Source organism: Bacillus sp. FSL P4-0334, assembly GCF_038004825.1.
Lineage (GTDB): Bacteria > Bacillota > Bacilli > Bacillales > Bacillaceae > Bacillus > Bacillus velezensis.
On the sequence record NZ_JBBORX010000001.1, the window covers coordinates 1,018,404 to 1,037,706 of the forward strand.

Genomic DNA, 19,303 nt, shown 5'->3' on the forward strand with positions numbered 1-19,303 from the left:
AATGTTATATATTTTAAGAAGAAAGCGCTATGCCGTTTCCTTTGGCTCTGGTTATTTACACTCTGTTTTTGCCAAAAAAAGACCTTTATAATGTATTCGTCAGATAAATTCACAGTATTTTCTGATTACAATTGCAAAGTCAGGGGGTTTTTTATGAAACATCAGACATTCTCAAATGTAGCGAACCGATTAGACCGTCTCCCCATTTCACGTGTGCACTATCAAGTATTAACCGCTCTCGGAATCATCTATTTTTTTGATCTCGCTGATCTGTTTACGCTCAGCAACGTGGCTCCGGCGCTGATTGAGCATTGGGGCGTGAAGCTGTCCACCATTGCCGACATCACGGCCGCATCCTTCCTGGGCATGTTTTTAGGCGCGTCCATCGGCGGAAGGCTGTCCGATCGGATCGGCAGGAAAAAAGCGCTGAATTGTTTTGTCCTTGTCTTTTCGATCTCATCTTTTCTGAATGCGCTGGCATGGGACATTCCGTCCTTAATGATTTTCCGCTTCTTGACCGGGCTCGGCGTCGCGGCCGCCATGATTGTGACGAACAGCTATTTGGCGGAATTTTTTCCATCCTCCGTACGGGGAAAATACATCTCCCTTTGCGCCATGATCGGGCTAATCGGCGTTCCCGTTACAAACGTTGTTTCCGCTTTTGTCATTCCTTTAGGCTCATGGGGGTGGCGGCTCGTATTCGTATGGGGGGCGGCCGGACTCATTTATTTCTTTTTTATCCGCCGGCTTGAGGAATCGCCGCGCTGGCACGAAAATCGGGGCGCATATGATCAGGCAAACGCCATTATGAACCGTCTTGAAGCACGTGCAGAGAAAGAAAAAGGCCCGCTTCCCGCGCCAAAAGAGGCGGCAGAAGTACATACAGTGAAGCACGCAGGCTACTTAGGGCTGTTTCAGGGCAGGAATTTAAAGATCACCATCATCCTGTCAGCGGTATGGATTCTTGAAACCTTTGGCTTTTACGGCTTTGCTTCATGGGTGCCCAGCCTGCTGAAAAGCAACGGCATCACCATGGAAAAAACGCTGTGGTACAATGTGCTTCACTCTGTCGGCGCGCCGCTTGGCGCATTGCTCGGTTCCATGATATCCGAAACGTTCCAAAGGAAATGGATTCTGGCCGCAAGCGCCTTTCTGACTGCCATTGCCGGACTGTTATACGGCATGACGTTTATTCCCGTCATGATTATTGTGTTTGGGTTTGTCGTTAACGTCACGGAACGGATCTTCACCTCAAATCTATACGCCTACACATCGGAACCGTATCCTACGGAATATCGCTCGGCCGGGAGCGGGCTGGCGTATGGGCTCGGCCGTTTTTCCAACATATTCGGCTCCCTGCTCGTCGGATTTATTGCCGTTAAGCTCGGCTACATCAGCGTCTTTTTGTTCATCGGCGGCTGCTGGCTTCTATGTTCCGTTTTGTTAATCCTCTTCGGCCCGAAAACAAATGCACAGCAAATTTAATCAATAAAACAGTGCGGAATCACTCCGCACTGTTACACTGTGATTTCTATCAAATTGCCTTCCCCATCCTCTATCACGCTCTCATAATATCCGTCACCCGTCACGCGCGGGCCGCTTACAACCTGAAATCCATCGTTTTTAAACGTTTCCGTCAATTCATTCACCCGCTCCTTGCTGCCTGTAGAAAATGCGAGATGCGCCCATCCGGTCATATTCTGTGACGGAACTTCATCAATGCCGCCTTTTTTCATAAGTTCCAGCCTGCATCCAGAGTCAAATGAAAGAAAATACGATTTGAAATCTTTTTTCTCATTATGATAAAGGTCATTGGCCTTGGCGCCGAAGTATGTCTCATAAAACTCTTTCATCCGTTCCAAATCTTTCACCCATATCGCTGCATGTTCAATTCGCATATGTCCGCCTCCCTTTTTTTCTCAATCTATTTATAAAGCATGAAACCCATTTCAGCTCAAGACTTTTTTCCGCTGAAATTGATGCATAATTTGTTTTTTAGCCGTTTCTTCGTGAAAAAACAATAAAAATGCTTCCTTTCCGACCCGTTCCAAATGAAGTTCCAGGGATGGAATATTCAATGCCCGGCTGACGCTCAGATTTCCCTCGCCGATGATCTCCGCGTTCCATTTCTGTTCTTTCGCAAACTGGTACAAGCCGGCAGCCACGTCATCACTGTGCGCATAGATGGCCGTCGGCGCCTTGTCGAAACCCCAGAAGTGCTCACCCGCACGCTTTCCGTCGTCCATATCATGGCATCCGACCAGAATGCGGGTTTCATCAAGAGAGCCGAAAACCGCCTTATATGCGGTTACCTTGTCGGCCGTACTCGGGCTTTTTTCCGCTTCCCGCACACATGTAAAAGCAACGTCTTGATGCCCGCGGTTTTTCAAATACAAAAAGCTTTCTCTGTATGCTGCCTGCCTGTCATTATAAGCGCAGGGAATCTCTTGATGCTGTGTATATTCACAAGCGACAATGGGACCGTATTCCAGGTAAGGCACGGCGGTTTCCCATTCATTCGCCCGGGACGTGACAATCAGTCCGTCAATCTTTTTCATTTTCAGCAGTTCGAAATATGTCATCTCTATAGCGGGGTCATAGTTGGTGGGGAGAAGGGTTGTCACGTAATCATGGGCAAACGCTTCCTTCGTGATACCGTTTACAATTTTGTCAAAGCAGGGATGGTCGCTGTACGGCAAAATCACGCCGATTGTATTGGTCTTTCCGCGAATCAGATCAATGGCGGTTCGATTAGGGGTATAATCCAGCTCCTTCATCACTTGATTCACAAGACGCCTTTTCTCCTCAGATACGTACGGATGTCGGTTTAATACGCGTGATACGGTGGCCACCGACACATTCGCCAGTTTCGCTATCTCTTTTATATTTGCCATGTGCTCCTCCATTTTCGGTGATAAAAAAAGCAGCAAGAGTGGATTTCTCTTACTGCTATCTCATCATAAATCCAATGTCATTTCAACAGGGCAATGGTCAGAACCCATGATATCGGCACAAATGGCCGCTTGGCTGATCCGCTGCTTCAGTCTGTCTGAAACAATGACGTAATCAAGCCGCCAGCCGATGTTTTTCTCACGTGCGTTCGTCCTGTAAGACCACCAGGAATACGCGCCTTCCTGGTCAGGATATAAATAGCGGAATGAGTCGGTAAATCCCGCGTTCAGCAGGGCGCTGAACGCTTCCCGCTCCTGCTCCGAGAAACCGGCGTTCTTCCGGTTGGCTTTCGGATTTTTTAAGTCTATCTCCCTGTGTGCGACATTCAGATCGCCGCATAAGATCAAGGGCTTCTTCCGGTCAAGCTTCTGCAGATAATCCTTAAAATCGGCTTCCCATTGAAGACGGTAATCAATTCGCTCTAATCCGCGTTTGGCATTCGGCGTATAACAGTTGACGACAAACACATGCTCAAATTCAAGCGTGATCACCCGTCCTTCTTGATCATGGTCGTCAATCCCCAGTCCATAGAACACGTGCAGCGGCTTTTCTTTCGAAAAAACAGCCGTGCCTGAGTAGCCTTTTTTCACCGCATAGTTCCAATAGGCGTGATATCCTTCAAGCTGTAATGATACTTGTCCGTCCTGTACTTTTGTTTCTTGCAGACATAGAATATCGGCTTCCGTTTCCTGAACGTAAGTATTGATATCTATCTTTTTCATCACGGCACGCAAGCCGTTTACATTCCAAGAAATCAGTTTCATGTGATCCCTCCTGTCCGGCTCAGCCGGTATTTCAGTGTTTCAATGTTTCCGCCCTCTAATGCCAGCAGCTGCTTTTTCATTTCTAAACCGCCTCTGAACCCGGTCAGTTTCCCGTTTTTTCCGATGACGCGATGGCACGGAACCGTAATCAATACCGGATTTTTCCCGATTGCGGCGCCCACGGCTCTTACGGCTGCCGGTTTCTGAATCATTTCTGCTATATCCGAATAGGAGTATGTCTCGCCGTACGGTATGTCCATAAGCGCTTTCCATACAGCAAGCTGAAATTCTGTCCCGTAAAGATCCACCGGCACTGAAAAAGCTGATCTGCCATTGTCAATGTACTCGGACAGCTCTGCCGTGTAAGGCGCCAGCTTTTCATCATCACGTGCCAATCGGTATTGCGGCAGTGATTTTTTTGCCCACTGCTCAAGCTCTTCAAAGCTTCCATGATTTGACCCTATAAAGCAAAGCCCCTTAGATGTAGCGGCTGTATACAGGCTCCAATCATTCCGTGTGAAGAGTGTCCAATAGATCATAGGCTCTTTACTCATATTGAACCTCCCTGTCCCATTTTGGCCGTTTTTCTGTATTCTGTGGGCGAACTCCCGGTTCCCTTTTTAAAAAGGGTCGCGAAATGCGCTGTGTTTGGAATTCCGACAGTCAGAGCGATCTCCATGACTGCCATATCAGTATGCTTTAAAAGGTGTTCCGCCTTCGACAATCTTATTTTCTGTATATACGCAATCGGGGATATTCCCCTGATTTTTTTAAATGTCCGCTGTAAATGATAGGGGCTGCCGTGACACATTTCGGCCAGTACGCTCAGATTCAGGGATTCGTGATAATGGCGGTCAATGTACTCAGTGATTTGAGCAATCCATTCTTCATCAGGAAGACGAAGACCGTTCGGCCGGCACCTTTTACAGGGACGAAAATGTCTCTCGAGCGCTGCATCAGCCGTATCAAACACCAGCACGTTATCTTTATTCGGAACTCTCGATTTACAAGAAGGCCGGCAGAAAATCCCCGTCGTTTTTACTGCATAATAAAATGCCCCGTCATAAGAAGCATCATTGTGTATGATTGCGCTCCACTTTTCATCAGTCAGGATATTTCTGTCTGTCTCCATCTCATCCACCCCCTGTTTTTCAGTATAAACAAATTCATTGCATAAGTACGCGTTTTTGAATAGAGGAGCAAGATAACAAAGATAGGTGTCAGGAGCACTTCCATGTTTCATGTGAAACATTTCGGCAGGATGGAGGGGGATTGATATAAAAAAAGAGCAGGAGCCCGCAGGCTCTTGCTCTTTTCTTTCGGCTTACTCGCCAGTTACGTATGGAAGTAAAGCCATTTGACGTGCGCGTTTGATCGCGATAGTCAATTTACGTTGGTATTTCGCGTTTGTTCCAGTTACACGGCGAGGTAAAATTTTACCACGCTCAGAAACAAACTTTCTAAGAAGATCTACATCTTTGTAATCGATGTGCGTAATGCCGTTAGAAGTGAAGTAACAAACCTTACGGCGTTTCGCACGACCGCCTCTGCGTCCTCCTGCCATTGTCATTTCCCACCTTTCTCGTTATGAATATAGCGATAATCTATTAGAACGGAAGATCATCATCCGAGATGTCAATCGGCTTGCCGTCGTTGGCAAATGGATCATCATTAAAGCTGTTCCCTTGATTTCGTCTCTGGTTATTCTGATTTCCGCCGAACGGATTATCATTTTGGCCTCCGCCAAAGTATTGGCCTCCGCCGCTGTTTCCTTCGTTGTATCCGCCTGATCCAGAACCGCCGCTGTTTTTAGGCTCAAGAAATTGAACACTTTCAGCTTGGACTTCTGTCACGAAGACACGCTGTCCCTGCTGGTTTTCATAATTTCTTGTCTGGAGTCGGCCGTCTACGCCGGCAAGGCTTCCTTTTTTAAGAAAGTTTGCAACGTTTTCGGCTTGTCTTCTCCAAGTGACACAATTAATGAAATCGGCTTCACGTTCTCCGGACTGGTTCGTGAATGTACGATTCACAGCTAGAGTAAACGTGGCGACAGCCGCACCGCTTGGCGTATAACGAAGCTCTGGGTCTTTTGTCAGTCTTCCGACTAATACAACTCGGTTAAGCATATGAAAGACCACCTTTTAACATTATATATTTCAAATTGCTTATTCTTCTTCTTTAACAACGATGTGGCGAATGATATCGTCACTGATCTTAGCTAAACGGTCGAATTCAGCAACCGCTGCAGCTTCAGACTGAACGTTTAAGATTTGGTAGAAACCGTCACGGAAATCGTTGATTTCGTAAGCAAGACGACGTTTACCCCAATCTTTTGTTCCAGTGATCTCCGCTCCGTTAGAAGTCAATACGTTGTTGAAACGCTCGATAACTGCCTTCTTTGACTCTTCGTCAATGTTCGGACGGATAATGTACATAACTTCGTACTTTTTCATCTGTTTGCACCTCCTTTTGGTCTAAGCGGCCCTATAATGGGCAAGGAGCAATAATTCTATTACTCACAAGTTTATATTATACCAAAGCTCTTGTCCCTTTACAACTGTGTCCTATACATTAAATCGGAAATGAATGACATCTCCGTCTTGGACTACATATTCCTTACCTTCCAGACGCACTTTTCCGGCTTCTTTCGCTCCGGACATTCCGCCGCCTGCCAAAAGGTCTTCATAAGCAACCGTTTCAGCGCGGATAAAGCCGCGTTCAAAGTCAGTGTGGATGATACCCGCACACTCAGGAGCTTTCATGCCTTTTCTGAATGTCCATGCGCGCACTTCCTGTTCGCCCGCCGTAAAGTATGTCGCAAGGCCGAGAAGAGAGTATGACGCTTTAATCAGCTGATCAAGACCTGATTCTTCGATGCCGAGCTCCTCAAGGAACATTTGCTTTTCTTCGCCTTCCAATTCAGCAATTTCAGACTCAATTTTCGCACAGACGACGATAACTTCGGCGTTTTCACCCGCGGCGTACTCCCGGATTTTCGCAACATATTCATTATCTGAAGGATCAGCCACTTCATCCTCGCTTACATTTGCTACATAAAGCACGGGTTTTGACGTAAGCAAATGAAGCTGCTTCACAAGCTTTTGCTGTTCTTCCGTAAATTCAACGGAACGGGCAGGCTTTTCTTGTTCGAAAGCTTCTTTTAATTTAGACAGAATGTCAAATTCAAAAACCGCTTCTTTGTCTTTTTGCTTAGCAAGCTTGCTCACACGCGTGATGCGTTTTTCGACTGTCTCCATGTCGGCAAGAATCAATTCAAGATTGATCGTTTCAATATCGTCAATCGGATCGACTTTCCCTGACACGTGCGTAATATTGTCATCAGCGAATGCGCGTACAACGTGGCAGATCGCATCAACCTGACGGATATGAGAAAGAAACTTATTACCGAGTCCTTCACCTTTTGATGCGCCTTTTACGATCCCCGCGATATCAGTGAATTCAAACGCAGTCGGCACCGTTTTTTTCGGGTTCACCAATTCAGTCAGCTTTTGCAGACGTTCATCCGGCACTTCCACGATTCCCACGTTCGGATCAATTGTACAGAACGGGTAGTTGGCTGATTCGGCACCAGCCTGGGTAATTGCATTAAATAACGTCGATTTTCCGACATTCGGCAAACCGACAATTCCAGCAGTTAAAGCCATTCTTTCATCTCCTCTATATCAAACCATCATCGTATAAACGTATTGTAAACCTAGAGCAATTATAAGGAGGTTCATAGGAAAAGACAAGCTGAGAAAAAAGCATTTCCCGCCCTCTCTCTCCTTAGATTATCCTTTTTTAACCGCTACCAGACAGTCAAAAAGCGTACTTCCCATTCCATTATCGGAATTTGAATCCTTTGTGAGCATGTTGACAGAGCCTCCGAATGCCGCCCACATGCCTTCATCTATATTCACCGTCTTCGGATGAGCCTGCTTCATGATTTTCACCCTGCCGCGCAGACGGCCGCGGTCATTGTACACCTCTGCCGTATCTCCGTCTTGAAGTGAAAGCTCCTCGGCGATATCCGGCGACAGATCCACCTGAATCTGCTGAAGCTTTTCAATAAACGGCACGTGCTGTGAATGATTGGAGCGCTGCGGGTGAATGGACAGCAGCGTATACGGATATTTCCCGGCCAGTCCGGCGTCATGATAAACAGACTCCTCCGGCACTTCCAATTGAGGGAGGCCGCTGTATCCTTTCTCTTCTGCCAGTGACGAGACGAATTCAAATTTTCCGCTCGGGGTTAAAAATTGAAAATCACTCCACGGAACCTGTTTGACCGGAAGCGGCATATGTCCTTTTTCCTTTAATTGCTCAAGGGTGATTCCTTCTTTCTCCAAAGAAGAGAGCCCCATTTTTAAGAAATCTTCCGTACTGTAATCAAACAGCTCCCCGAATCCGAGACGCTTTGCGAGTTCCGTCCAGATCCAGCGGTCTGATTTTGCCTCTCCCTGCGGTTCCGCAAGCTTCTTGCCATATTGAACATAGTGATGATACATGCTGGAATAATAAATATCTTCCTCTTCGAAAACAACGGCCGTCGGCAGCACATAGTCACAGAGCTTCGCCGTATCGGTCATGACCGAATCAATGGCCACTGTGACCGGTGTTTTTTCAAATGCTTCCTTCACTTTTTTTGTATTCGGCACCTGTGTCAGCGGATTGCCGCACGTCACGATGATCATTTCAATCGGCGGATCGGCTGCATTCAGCGCCTCTTCGGCTTGAGTCATCATCGAAAACGTTCTCGAACTTTTCTTCAGATCAGGACGGGTGAGCTCGGCCTTTGCAAAGCTTTCACCGACTTGCACATTTCCGAAGTTTGCGCCGCCGCCTTTGATACCGACATTTCCGCTCGCCGCAGCTAAAGCGTCAATCCACCGTATCGTCCCGCCCCCGTTTTTATATCTCTGCATCCCAAGACCCATAAAAGTGGAGGCGGGACCGTCAGCATATAAATCAGCAAGATATTCAATCACTTCTAAAGACGTTTCTGTTTTCTCAATGATCTCCTCAATAGAAATCGTCTGCAGAAGCTTTTCTATTTCTTCAAAACCGACCGAATGCCTTTGAATGAAATCGGAATCGGTTCTGCCGGTTTGGCATAATATTTTTAAAACACCCGCCGCAAGCCAGCCATCCATGCCGGGTTTGACGGATATATACCGGTCGGCAAGCTTGGCAGTCGGGTTAAAAATAGGATCAATGACCGTCAGTGTCGCTCCTTTTTTCTTCACCTGCTGCAGATGATGATAGAGGTGCATATTCGTCCGGGACACGTTTCTGCCCCATACGATCACATGCTTGCTGTGATAAATATCAAGCGGTCCATGCCCGTAAGAACGCCCGAAATCCCAGCGCTGCGCTTCAATGCCGGAACCCCAGCAAATGCTGCCCGCAATCTCCGTCACACCGCCGTATCCATTGAAAAAACGCTGGTCGAGCGCCTTCAAAAGACCGTTATTGGCGTAATCATGACTGTGCAGCACTGCGGCAGTGCCCAACGTCTCCTTAATCACCGCCATTTTTTCAGCAATTTCATCTAACGCCTGCTCCCAGGAAATGCGGACAAATTCGCCGTTTATCTTTTTTAAAGGAAAACGAAGCCGTTCCGGCGCATTCGTTTTCGTCTCCAGCATTCTGCCCCGGCCGCAAATTTTCCCTTCCGTAATGGGATGATTCGGGTCTCCGTCTACTTTCGTCACCTTTCCATCCTCAACTGTCACCAAAAAGCCGCAGCTGTCCCAGCAATTCAGCGGGCACGCTGACTGATGCACTTTGCTCATCGGGCCTCTTCCTCTCCTCTATATGAAAAAGCATGAGCGCCAGCCCTTATGATGCAGGCTCCTCATGCTTGACGAGTACTTTTTTCAGCTTTCTCTCAAAATCTCTTCTCGGAATCATGACACTGTGGGAACAACCCGTGCATTTGATCCGAATATCCATTCCCATCCGAATGATTTTCCACCTGTTTTCACCGCAAGGATGCGGTTTCTTCATTTCAACAATATCATTCAGGCCAAAGTCTTTATCCGCCAAGACCCTTCACCTCTCTCCATAGACTGCTTTATTTATTGTACAAAAAAAGACAGGATAAGAGCAACGGCCGCACTCAAAATGAGCATTATACTTTTTTCCATCTCCCTAAAATAGGGTAAAGAAGAAGACATACCAGCAAATAAAGACTTAAAAGCCCGTAAATGGGATATAAAATCGCGATCAAATCTGAAAAACCGATTGTCGTAAAAGGCACCATCACAGCTAAAAGAAGAGATACGAGCGTCCATCTCGGCAATTTCACAAATGCAAGCATGCGGCTGGACAGCCCGAACAGACCGGTCACGGTTGTCGTATAGATGGCTAAAAAAAGCACGGCGGCCATACAAAGAAATAACGGATAAGGAGCGCCTTCAAGGACGGCGAAAAGAGGAATCTCATATTGTGTAAGACTGCCTGAAAGCTGTACAAGCGTTTCATTGTAAACAAATGAAATCATACCGAAAATCAGCCCGCTTGCAACGCTTGCGATTTTCGCTTCTCCCAGTCCCTTCATATCTTTTCCGATTGAAGAAAGAACAGCGACAACAGAAAGGATGTTTAAGGACGTGAAGGTAATGCTTGCCGGCCAATTATACTGGCGGGTCAAATCTATCGTCCACGTGTAATGATGGGTTGTCTGAAAAAAGACCAATGCATATAACAGCCCCGCTACAAGAATCGGTATCAAAATACTATTCAGAGATAATATTCCTTTTATATCCCAAAAGAATAAACCGACGGTCACAATGCAAAGAAGAAAAACACCGATCCAAAACGGCAGCTTGTACATTTGCAGCGTCACACCGCCGCCGGCAATCATAACCATCGTCATTGAAAATAAATAAAACATAATAAGCACATCATAGACTTTAGCAAGAGCCGGCCCCATCAGATGCTCAAGCACAGGTAAAAAGTGCGTTGATTGAACCCGATAGCTGATCTTCAACACAATATAAGCCGAAATCGTAAACATGACTGTAAACAATACAATAGCCAGTCCGCTTTCGACACCGAAAAACTGCCATATTTCCTGCCCGCTTGCATACCCAGCCCCAATCTGGCTGCTTAATATGAGCAGCATCCACTTCATCCCGGCTCTCCACACCCTCATCACCTCATAAAATTTCTGATCATCTCCGCATATTGCTACTATATTGAGTGACAGCGGCAATCATTCATACAAATGGGACAAATATGGTATGATATCGACGATTGACTATTCAGAAAAATTCACTTATGCAAGGAGCTCAAACCATGTACATCAGGCGTTTAACCGCAAATGATACCCAGCCTTATTCCGATATTAGGCTCAAAGCTTTAAAAGATCACCCGGACGCTTTTGCCGTCAGCTATGATGAGGAGAAAGAATGGCCGTCCGAAAAATTTAAAGCCAGGCTTGAAGCCGACAATGCCATCGTGCTTGGCGCCTTTGAACAAGACAGACTGATAGGAATCCTCAAGATCTCCAAGCATCCGCTGTTTAAACTAAGACACATTGCGGTTATCGGTTCTATGTATATTTCCCCCAAACACCGAGGGTCAGGCGCGGGAAAAGCTTTAATGACGGAAGCCATCAGCCGAGCAAAAAAGATGAAGGACACAGAACAGCTCCATCTCTCTGTTACTTCAACAAACGAACCCGCAAAAAAACTCTACGCTCAGTTAGGATTTATCCTCTTCTCTACAGAAAAAAGAGCGCTGAAATTAGATTATCAGCAATATGTCGACGTAGATCAAATGGTCTTATTTCTTTCATGAACTTAGAGAATAACTGCTCTGAGTTCTTTTTTCTATCCCGCTCTTTTCAAACAACCGGCATGCTGATCACGACATAAGCATAAAAAAAGGAAGCGCTGGATATACTGTAAACAACCATACAACACCAAAAACAACAATGTAATACTCGTATGACATGACAAGGAAGTGAACCTTATGAATCGAAAAGGCGGGCTTTTTTCTCAAGAACGGGCAAAACAATATGTATCTCATACGGATTCTTCTGCTGCGAATCAAATACAAGCGATCCTTACTTCATCTTTACGTAAAGCAGCCGGCAGACCGTTAGTCACCGTGTGTATCGGCACAGATCGGTCGACCGGAGATTCATTAGGTCCGCTCGTAGGAACAAAGTTAGAAAAAATGAATTTAGGCAGATTGCACGTTTACGGCACGCTGTCAGATCCTGTTCACGCCGTCAATATGAAAGACAAGCTGAAAGATATTCAACATCTACATAAAAATCCGTTTATTATAGCGGTTGATGCTTGTTTAGGCCGCGTCAAAAGCGTAGGGTCATTTCAAATCGGCGATGGGCCGCTGAAGCCCGGAGCAGGTGTTCAAAAAGATCTTCCTGAAATCGGTGACGTCCATATCAATGGAATCGTCAATGTCAGCGGGTTTATGGAGTATTTTGTCCTGCAGAATACGAGGCTTCATCTTGTTATGAGCATGGCAAATGTTTTAGCAGAGGGGTTACAGCTGACAGATAAATCAGAAGGCCGGCAGGAACGGCTCAGTCCGTTTCATAAGTTGACAAGACGTATATAAAAAACCATCTTTTTTTAAAAAGATGGTTTTACGCTTCTCTTTCAGACAATAGTTCTAGGATACGTTCAAGATCTTCATTTGAGAAAAACTCAATCTCAATCTTCCCTTTTTTCTTTTGTCTCTTTATATTTACTGTTGTTCCGAAATAATTTTGCAAATACGATTCCCGCTCTTTTAACACCACATCTTGAACAGGTTCTTTTTTCTTTGTTTCACGTGGAACATTGTTGTTTAACTGCTGAATCAGCTGCTCAAGCTGACGGACGTTCAGCTGTTCTTCAACCACTTTCTTCACAAGCGGCTCAAGCTTGTCTTTATTTTTCAAACCAAGCAAGGTTCTGCCGTGTCCCATGGATAACGTACCTTCTGCAATGAGGTTCTGGATGCTTTCCGGCAGCGTCAGCAGTCTTAAATGGTTGGCAATATGAGGCCTGCTTTTTCCGAGCCGTTTAGCGAGCTGTTCCTGGGTTAAATCCAAATGCTTCAGCAGTGAGTCATATGCCAGAGCTTCTTCAAGCGGTGATAAGTCTTCACGCTGAAGGTTTTCCAAAAGAGCGATTTCCCGCATCAGCGATTCAGATAAATCCCGCACGATAGCCGGCACTGTCTCTTTACCGGCAAGTTTTGCGGCGCGGTAACGGCGTTCGCCGGCTACAATATCATAGCCCTTCAATGATTTTCTCACGATAATGGGCTGAAGAATGCCATGCTGAATGATGGATTCCTTCAGTTCAGCTAATGACTCATCGTCAAATTGTTTTCTTGGCTGATAAGGATTGGGGCGTAAATCACTGATTTTAATCTCTTCCACTGTCTCTTCAGACAAATCAACCTGATTAAACAACGCGTTAATCCCTTTTCCGAGCCCGCCTTTAGCCATTCGCTGCCACTTCCTTTGCTAAATCTAAATATACTTCCGCACCTCTCGAACGCGGATCGTATAATATGATCGGCTTGCCGTGACTCGGCGCCTCACTTAAACGGACATTTCGAGGGATAATGGTTTGATACACTTTATCTCTAAAGTATTTCTTTACCTCTTCTATCACTTGAATGCCGAGATTCGTTCTGGCATCAAGCATCGTCAGAAGCACTCCTTCTATCATTAAGTCGGTATTTAAATGTTTTTGCACAAGCCGAACTGTATTTAATAATTGACTCAATCCTTCAAGAGCGTAGTATTCGCACTGAACCGGGATAACGACTGAATCTGAAGCGGTAAGCGCATTAATCGTTAATAACCCGAGAGACGGAGGACAATCAATAATCATGTAATCGTAATTTTGTTTCACTGATTCTAATGCTCTTTTCAGCCTGACCTCCCGTGAGATCGTCGGAACCAATTCGATTTCCGCTCCCGCAAGCTGGATCGTGGCCGGAATGACATCTAAGTTCTCTACTGAAGTCGGTTTAATAATATCTGTAACATCTGCATCATCTACTAAAATGTCGTACACACAATGATCCACATCGGCTTTTTCAATCCCTAATCCGCTCGTTGCATTGCCCTGCGGATCAATATCAACAAGAAGAACCCTTTTACCTATGTAAGCCAAGCAAGCCCCCAGATTAACGGAAGTCGTCGTCTTCCCGACTCCGCCTTTTTGGTTCGTAATTGCTATGATTTTTCCCACGATGTCACCTACCTTCACATGAACATGTACTGTCTTGTTTCTATCTTATCAAAAAAAGAGTAAAGCGTTTTATTTTTTTCATAATTTGTTTATCAGCAAGTGAAAAAAATGTAAACGAAAAAGACACTTTCTAATATAAGTTCTCCGATAAAGTGACTTTTTTGACTGTAAAAAGACAATTCACGACACAAAAAGATAAAATTTTACATATATAATGTAAAGTGCACAATAAATCTATCATTATCTCGAAATAGTTTTTTGATTAAAATAAAAACTCCCCTGCTGATCAGGAGAGTTTTTATTTAGGTATCCGAATGGTAAGCTGGATGTACTCTTCGAATTCTTCTTCTTCAGTATTCAGTCTGACGCCGCTGTCTTCTACCATAGACAGTGACTGACGAATCGTATTCATCGCAATTCTTGTATCCCTGCTGAACGCTTTGCGTCTCGGCTTTGGTTTCTGCTTATTCTGTTCAAGCATTTTCACCACTCTGTCTTCCGTCTGCTTGACGTTTAAGCTTTTCTCAATGATTTCCGCAAGCAATGTGACCTGAAACTCCGGCTGTTTGAGCGGAATCAGTGCTCTTGCATGACGTTCCGTAATTTTTTTCTCCATAATCGCATCCTGGACGGGTTCCGGGAGCTTTAACAATCGGAGCTTGTTCGCAATCGTTGACTGGCCTTTTCCTAAGCGCTGCGCCAAGGCTTCCTGTGTTAAATCATGAAGTTCTAACAGCCTTGCGTACGCATGAGCTTCCTCAATGGAGGACAATTCTTCCCTTTGCAGGTTTTCAATCAAAGCGACAGATGCTGTTTCCGTATCAGAAAAATCTTTAATAATTGCGGGAATCTTCTCCCATTCAAGCGTCTGTACCGCTCTCCAGCGCCTTTCACCCGCAATGAGCTCATATTGTCCTTCATCTTCTGTATGTCTGACAACAATCGGCTGAATGATGCCGTGTGTATGGATAGTCATTGCTAACTCTTTGATTTTTTCATCTGAGAAAATGGTGCGTGGCTGAAAACGGTTGGGAACGATAGCATGTACCGGTATTTCGAGTATCTCTTCTTTGTTTGTATCATGCTCAGCTATCTCCGGTTCCTCTTCCTTCTCACCAAACCCGAAGAAACGAGAGAATGAATGCTTCATGTACCTACACCACCTTTAAAAACTGCCATTTTTATAATTCTATTTTCTCATGGTTTTTCCTGCTGTATCTTCATCAATTTTGCAGAAAATATGATGGAATTGTCACATCAGGCTGTCTAAATTACCCTTCAATTGGCGATTTATTTGGAGTACCCGGTTTTCTCGGATATTTTTTCGGAGTGCTTTTCGTCTTGCGAATGATCATGATGTTCCGTTCACTTTCTTCAACAGGAAGTGTAAAGGAATGAACTTGTTCAAGCTCTCCTCCCAATACTTTAATCGCCTTTTGCCCCGCTTTCAGCTCTTCATCAGCTGCTGCTGCTTTTAGTGCCGCAAATACGCCGTTTTTCTTGGCCAGCGGCAGACAAAGCTCACTCAGGACCGACAGACGCGCCACCGCACGGGCCGTCACGAGATCGAAGCTTTCCCGTACGTCTTTCCGTTGTCCGAATGTCTCCGCTCTGTCATGGACAAATGTCGTATGCTCTAATAGTAAAGCATCAGAGAGAGTTTCCAAAAACGTAATCCGCTTATTCAGTGAATCGACGATGGTGACATGCAGATGCGGGAAGCAGATTTTGATGGGCAGGCTTGGAAAACCGGCGCCGGCGCCGACATCACAAAGAGTGGTGACCTTTTCAAAATCAATATAAAATGCCGCCGTTATCGAATCATAAAAATGCTTGAGATAAACTTCCTTTTTCTCAGTGATGGATGTCAGATTCATTTTTTCGTTCCATTCCACGAGCATCCGGTAATACAACTCGAATTGCTCCAGCTGGCGGTCAGAAAGGGAAATCCCTTTCTCCGCTAAACTGGATGTAAATTCCTCTATATTCATGCCGTCATCCTTTCTATTCAGCTACCTTGGCAATACGGCCCTGCTCCAGGTATACCAGCAGGATTGAAATGTCTGCCGGATTGACGCCGGAAATACGGGACGCTTGAGCAACTGATAAAGGACGCACTTCTTTCAGCTTTTGACGGGCTTCAGTAGCAATTCCTTTAATGGCGTCATAATCAATCCGATCAGGGATTTTTTTGTTTTCCATTTTCTTCAGCTTTTCCACTTGCTGCAAGGATTTTTCGATATATCCTTCATATTTCACCTGAATTTCCACTTGTTCCGCCACATCTTGCGGAACCGGAGAATCTGCAGGCGCAAGTTTTGTCACTGTTTCATAGTTCATTTCCGGACGTTTCATTAAATCTGTGCCGCGCACTCCGTCTTTCAGCTCGCTTCCGCCGAGTGAACGGATATATTCCTGATTCTCAGGAGACGGCTTGATAATAACAGACCAGAGACGTTTTTTCTCTGCCTCGATCGCCGCTTTTTTCTTCTCAAACGCTTCATAGCGCTCATCAGAAATTAAGCCGATATCGTGGCCGATTTCCGTCAGACGAAGATCCGCGTTGTCGTGACGGAGCAGCAGTCTGTATTCCGCCCGTGAAGTCAGCAGACGGTACGGTTCATTGGTTCCTTTCGTTACCAAATCATCAATCAATACACCGATATAAGCATCGGAACGGCTGAGGATCACTTCTTCTTTTCCAAGCGCTTTGCGGCCTGCGTTGATCCCTGCCATAATTCCTTGCCCGGCTGCTTCCTCATAACCTGATGTACCGTTAATTTGACCGGCTGTGTACAGGTTAGGGATTTTTTTCGTCTCCAGTGTAGGCCAGAGCTGCGTCGGTACAATCGCGTCATACTCAATCGCGTAACCGGCTCTCATCATCTGCACCTTTTCCAGTCCCGGAATGGTCGCCAGCATCCGCTGCTGCACGTCCTCAGGAAGACTCGTGGATAAACCTTGAACGTATACTTCCTGCGTATTTCTGCCTTCCGGCTCAAGGAAAATCTGATGACGCGGTTTATCATTAAACCGAACGACTTTATCTTCAATCGAAGGGCAGTATCTCGGTCCCGTTCCTTTAATCATACCGGAATACATTGGCGAACGATGCAGGTTGCTGTCGATGATCTCATGAGTCTCAGGACTCGTGTAAGTCAGCCAGCAAGGCAGCTGATCGGTAATGTATTCAACCGTTTCATATGAGAAAGCGCGCGGAACCGGGTCCCCCGGCTGGATTTCTGTTTTGCTGTAATCAATGGAATCGCTTGAGACACGAGGAGGCGTACCCGTTTTAAAACGGACGAGATCAAAACCGAGCTCCTCTAAGTGCTCAGAAAGTTTAATAGACGGCTGCTGGTTATTCGGACCGCTTGAGTAAGACAGATCACCGAGAATGATCCGCCCTCTTAAATACGTTCCGGTTGTCAGCACGACCGTTTTTGCCTTATATTCAGCACCGGTTTGCGTAATGACACCGCGGCACTCCCCGTCTTCAATGATTAAACGCTCGGCAATCCCTTGAAGAAGTGTCAAATTCGGTGTTTTTTCCAGCGTATGCTTCATTTCGTGCTGATATTGGAATTTATCCGCCTGCGCACGCAGCGCACGTACGGCCGGACCTTTTCCTGTATTCAGCATTCTCATTTGAATATGAGTTTTATCTATATTTCTAGCCATTTCTCCGCCGAGCGCGTCAATTTCGCGGACGACAATCCCTTTCGCGGGGCCGCCGACAGACGGATTACATGGCATAAACGCAACCATATCAAGATTAATCGTCAAAACAAGCGTTTTGGCTCCCTGGCGCGCGGATGCGAGGGCAGCCTCAACACCGGCATGCCCGGCGCCGATGACAATCACGTCGTATTGGCCTGCTTCATACCCCATGGTTTTTTCCTCCCTTTTATTTACCTAAACAAAATTGTGAAAAGAGCTGATCAATTAAGCTTTCGTGGACGGCATCACCGATGATTTCGCCCAGCAGTTCCCAGCACCTTGTCAAATCAATTTGGACCATATCAATCGGAACATCCTGTTCAATTCCGTTCAGCGCATCATCAATCGCTTGCTTTGCCTGATGCAGTATCGAGATATGACGGGTGTTGCTGACATAGGTGAGATCTCCGCTTTCGATCGCTCCTGTATAAAATAGCGACTGAATCGCTTCCTCTAAATCTTGAATGCCTTCTTCTTTCAGCAATGAGGTCGTGACGACAGGCCGGCCTTTCGCCAGTTCCTTGACGCGCTCAGCGTCAATCTTAGCCTCAAGGTCCGTCTTATTCATAATGACAATGACGTCCATTCCCTCAACCGCTTCAAACAATTTCACATCTTCTTCAGAAAGCTCTTCGCTGTGGTTAAGCACAAGCAAAATGAGATCCGCTTCCTTCAGAACCTGCCGTGACCGTTCCACACCGATTCTTTCGACGATGTCTTCTGTCTCACGGATTCCGGCGGTATCGACAAGCCGAAGCGGCACGCCTCGGACATTGACATATTCCTCAATCACATCACGCGTCGTTCCCGGAATATCGGTTACGATCGCCTTCGTTTCATGGACAAGGCTGTTAAGCAGAGAGGATTTTCCGACGTTCGGACGGCCGATGATCACGGTAGACAGTCCCTCACGCAAAATTTTCCCCTGCTCAGACGTACGGAGCAGCGCCTCGATTTCTTTCTTCACGCCGCTTGCCTTCTCCACTAAAAGCTGATGCGTCATTTCTTCGACGTCATCATATTCCGGATAATCTATATTAACCTCAACATGGGCAAGTGTTTCTAACAACTCATCACGCAGACGGCGGACAAGCGCGGAAAGCCGTCCTTCCATCTGGTTCATGGCGACATTCATGGCACGGTCCGTTTTGGCCCTGATCAGATCCATCACCGCTTCCGCCTGTGATAGGTCAATCCGTCCGTTTAAAAATGCGCGCTTCGTAAACTCACCGGGTTCTGCCAGTCTCGCACCTTCTCTTAAAGCAAGCTGGAGCACCTGATTAACCGTCACAATACCTCCGTGACAATTGATTTCAATGACATCTTCCCTTGTGAATGTTCTGGGCGCTCTTAAAACAGACACCATGACTTCCTCAATAATCCGTCCCGTCGTGCTGTCCGCGATATGCCCGTAATGAATGGTATGCGATTCTGCCGAACTGAGCGTTTTGCCTTTCGGACCCTTGTACATTTTGTCGGCGATCTCTACGGCTTCCGGGCCGCTCAGCCGAACGATCGCGATCGCGCCTTCACCCATCGGAGTTGAAATCGCTGCAATTGTATCCATGCTGTTCACCTCTCTTTATCTCTGTTTCCATCTATATAAAAAATTTTATTTACGCCAAAATTAAAAGATAA

General features: G+C 46.0%; 21 protein-coding genes. 3 read left to right on the forward strand and 18 right to left on the reverse strand.

Annotated elements, in window-relative coordinates; translation table 11 throughout:
• Positions 1-153: 153 nt before the first annotated feature.
• Positions 154-1,485 (forward strand): MFS transporter, encoded by a 1,332-nt coding sequence (locus tag NSQ37_RS05190; RefSeq protein ID WP_007615061.1) that lies wholly within the window; start codon positions 154-156, stop codon positions 1,483-1,485.
• 32 nt (positions 1,486-1,517) lie between these two features.
• Here the strand turns inward: NSQ37_RS05190 and NSQ37_RS05195 are convergent, their stop codons facing one another.
• The 12 genes from NSQ37_RS05195 to NSQ37_RS05250 form a co-directional block, all read right to left on the reverse strand.
• Positions 1,518-1,898 carry a VOC family protein gene (locus NSQ37_RS05195; protein ID WP_015418645.1) on the reverse strand — a complete coding sequence of 127 codons (381 nt, stop codon included), beginning with the start codon at positions 1,896-1,898 and terminating at the stop codon, positions 1,518-1,520.
• 51 nt (positions 1,899-1,949) lie between these two features.
• The gene (locus NSQ37_RS05200) at positions 1,950-2,894 is read right to left on the reverse strand and encodes a LacI family DNA-binding transcriptional regulator (protein ID WP_015240984.1); all 945 of its coding nucleotides are present in this window, start codon (positions 2,892-2,894) and stop codon (positions 1,950-1,952) included.
• Positions 2,895-2,957: 63 nt separating this feature from the next.
• Positions 2,958-3,716, reverse strand: a complete 759-nt coding sequence (gene xth / locus NSQ37_RS05205; protein WP_043020840.1) for an exodeoxyribonuclease III — start codon at positions 3,714-3,716, stop codon at positions 2,958-2,960.
• Positions 3,713-4,270 carry a methylated-DNA--[protein]-cysteine S-methyltransferase gene (locus NSQ37_RS05210; RefSeq protein WP_015240986.1) on the reverse strand — a complete coding sequence of 186 codons (558 nt, stop codon included), beginning with the start codon at positions 4,268-4,270 and terminating at the stop codon, positions 3,713-3,715. Before NSQ37_RS05210 ends, xth begins: the two co-directional genes overlap by 4 nt.
• Positions 4,267-4,848 carry a bifunctional transcriptional activator/DNA repair enzyme AdaA gene (locus tag NSQ37_RS05215; RefSeq protein ID WP_043020839.1) on the reverse strand — a complete coding sequence of 194 codons (582 nt, stop codon included), beginning with the start codon at positions 4,846-4,848 and terminating at the stop codon, positions 4,267-4,269. Before NSQ37_RS05215 ends, NSQ37_RS05210 begins: the two co-directional genes overlap by 4 nt.
• Before the next feature lie 192 nt (positions 4,849-5,040).
• A complete protein-coding gene (gene rpsR / locus NSQ37_RS05220) occupies positions 5,041-5,280 on the reverse strand; it encodes a 30S ribosomal protein S18 (protein WP_004392983.1) in 240 nt (79 codons plus the stop codon).
• A gap of 43 nt (positions 5,281-5,323) precedes the next feature.
• Positions 5,324-5,842, reverse strand: a complete 519-nt coding sequence (ssbA, locus tag NSQ37_RS05225) for a single-stranded DNA-binding protein SsbA (protein ID WP_004392979.1) — start codon at positions 5,840-5,842, stop codon at positions 5,324-5,326.
• Positions 5,843-5,881: 39 nt separating this feature from the next.
• On the reverse strand, positions 5,882-6,169 hold the full coding sequence (gene rpsF / locus NSQ37_RS05230) for a 30S ribosomal protein S6 (protein WP_004392977.1): 288 nt from the start codon (positions 6,167-6,169) through the stop codon (positions 5,882-5,884).
• Positions 6,170-6,280: 111 nt separating this feature from the next.
• A complete protein-coding gene (ychF, locus tag NSQ37_RS05235; RefSeq protein WP_004392975.1) occupies positions 6,281-7,381 on the reverse strand; it encodes a redox-regulated ATPase YchF in 1,101 nt (366 codons plus the stop codon).
• 126 nt (positions 7,382-7,507) lie between these two features.
• The gene (locus tag NSQ37_RS05240; protein WP_122504319.1) at positions 7,508-9,511 is read right to left on the reverse strand and encodes a molybdopterin-dependent oxidoreductase; all 2,004 of its coding nucleotides are present in this window, start codon (positions 9,509-9,511) and stop codon (positions 7,508-7,510) included.
• A gap of 46 nt (positions 9,512-9,557) precedes the next feature.
• Positions 9,558-9,764, reverse strand: coding sequence for a DUF951 domain-containing protein (locus tag NSQ37_RS05245; protein WP_012118942.1), 207 nt, complete (start codon positions 9,762-9,764; stop codon positions 9,558-9,560).
• 85 nt (positions 9,765-9,849) lie between these two features.
• The gene (locus tag NSQ37_RS05250) at positions 9,850-10,875 is read right to left on the reverse strand and encodes a YkvI family membrane protein (protein ID WP_095532174.1); all 1,026 of its coding nucleotides are present in this window, start codon (positions 10,873-10,875) and stop codon (positions 9,850-9,852) included.
• A gap of 101 nt (positions 10,876-10,976) precedes the next feature.
• Between NSQ37_RS05250 and NSQ37_RS05255 the strand changes: the two genes are divergently transcribed.
• Both NSQ37_RS05255 and yyaC read left to right on the forward strand, forming a co-directional pair.
• Entirely contained in the window at positions 10,977-11,522 is a 546-nt protein-coding gene (locus NSQ37_RS05255) for a GNAT family N-acetyltransferase (RefSeq protein ID WP_225649660.1), read from the forward strand.
• 174 nt (positions 11,523-11,696) lie between these two features.
• Positions 11,697-12,311 carry a spore protease YyaC gene (yyaC, locus tag NSQ37_RS05260; protein ID WP_004392969.1) on the forward strand — a complete coding sequence of 205 codons (615 nt, stop codon included), beginning with the start codon at positions 11,697-11,699 and terminating at the stop codon, positions 12,309-12,311.
• Between the two features lie 28 nt (positions 12,312-12,339).
• On the opposite strand, the gene NSQ37_RS05265 is transcribed toward yyaC, so the two are convergent.
• The 6 genes from NSQ37_RS05265 to mnmE all read right to left on the reverse strand — a co-directional run bounded on the left by NSQ37_RS05265 (position 12,340) and on the right by mnmE (position 19,232).
• Complete coding sequence (locus NSQ37_RS05265) at positions 12,340-13,191, reverse strand: ParB/RepB/Spo0J family partition protein (RefSeq protein ID WP_012118944.1); 852 nt, start codon at positions 13,189-13,191, stop codon at positions 12,340-12,342.
• On the reverse strand, positions 13,184-13,945 hold the full coding sequence (soj, locus tag NSQ37_RS05270) for a sporulation initiation inhibitor protein Soj (protein WP_007409899.1): 762 nt from the start codon (positions 13,943-13,945) through the stop codon (positions 13,184-13,186). The genes NSQ37_RS05265 and soj overlap by 8 nt, the downstream gene beginning before the upstream one ends.
• A gap of 298 nt (positions 13,946-14,243) precedes the next feature.
• Positions 14,244-15,095 carry a nucleoid occlusion protein gene (gene noc / locus NSQ37_RS05275; protein ID WP_007409900.1) on the reverse strand — a complete coding sequence of 284 codons (852 nt, stop codon included), beginning with the start codon at positions 15,093-15,095 and terminating at the stop codon, positions 14,244-14,246.
• A gap of 121 nt (positions 15,096-15,216) precedes the next feature.
• Complete coding sequence (gene rsmG / locus NSQ37_RS05280; RefSeq protein ID WP_341123390.1) at positions 15,217-15,936, reverse strand: 16S rRNA (guanine(527)-N(7))-methyltransferase RsmG; 720 nt, start codon at positions 15,934-15,936, stop codon at positions 15,217-15,219.
• 13 nt (positions 15,937-15,949) lie between these two features.
• Complete coding sequence (mnmG, locus tag NSQ37_RS05285; protein WP_007615086.1) at positions 15,950-17,836, reverse strand: tRNA uridine-5-carboxymethylaminomethyl(34) synthesis enzyme MnmG; 1,887 nt, start codon at positions 17,834-17,836, stop codon at positions 15,950-15,952.
• A gap of 16 nt (positions 17,837-17,852) precedes the next feature.
• Complete coding sequence (gene mnmE, locus NSQ37_RS05290) at positions 17,853-19,232, reverse strand: tRNA uridine-5-carboxymethylaminomethyl(34) synthesis GTPase MnmE (RefSeq protein ID WP_007615094.1); 1,380 nt, start codon at positions 19,230-19,232, stop codon at positions 17,853-17,855.
• Positions 19,233-19,303: the final 71 nt, after the last annotated feature.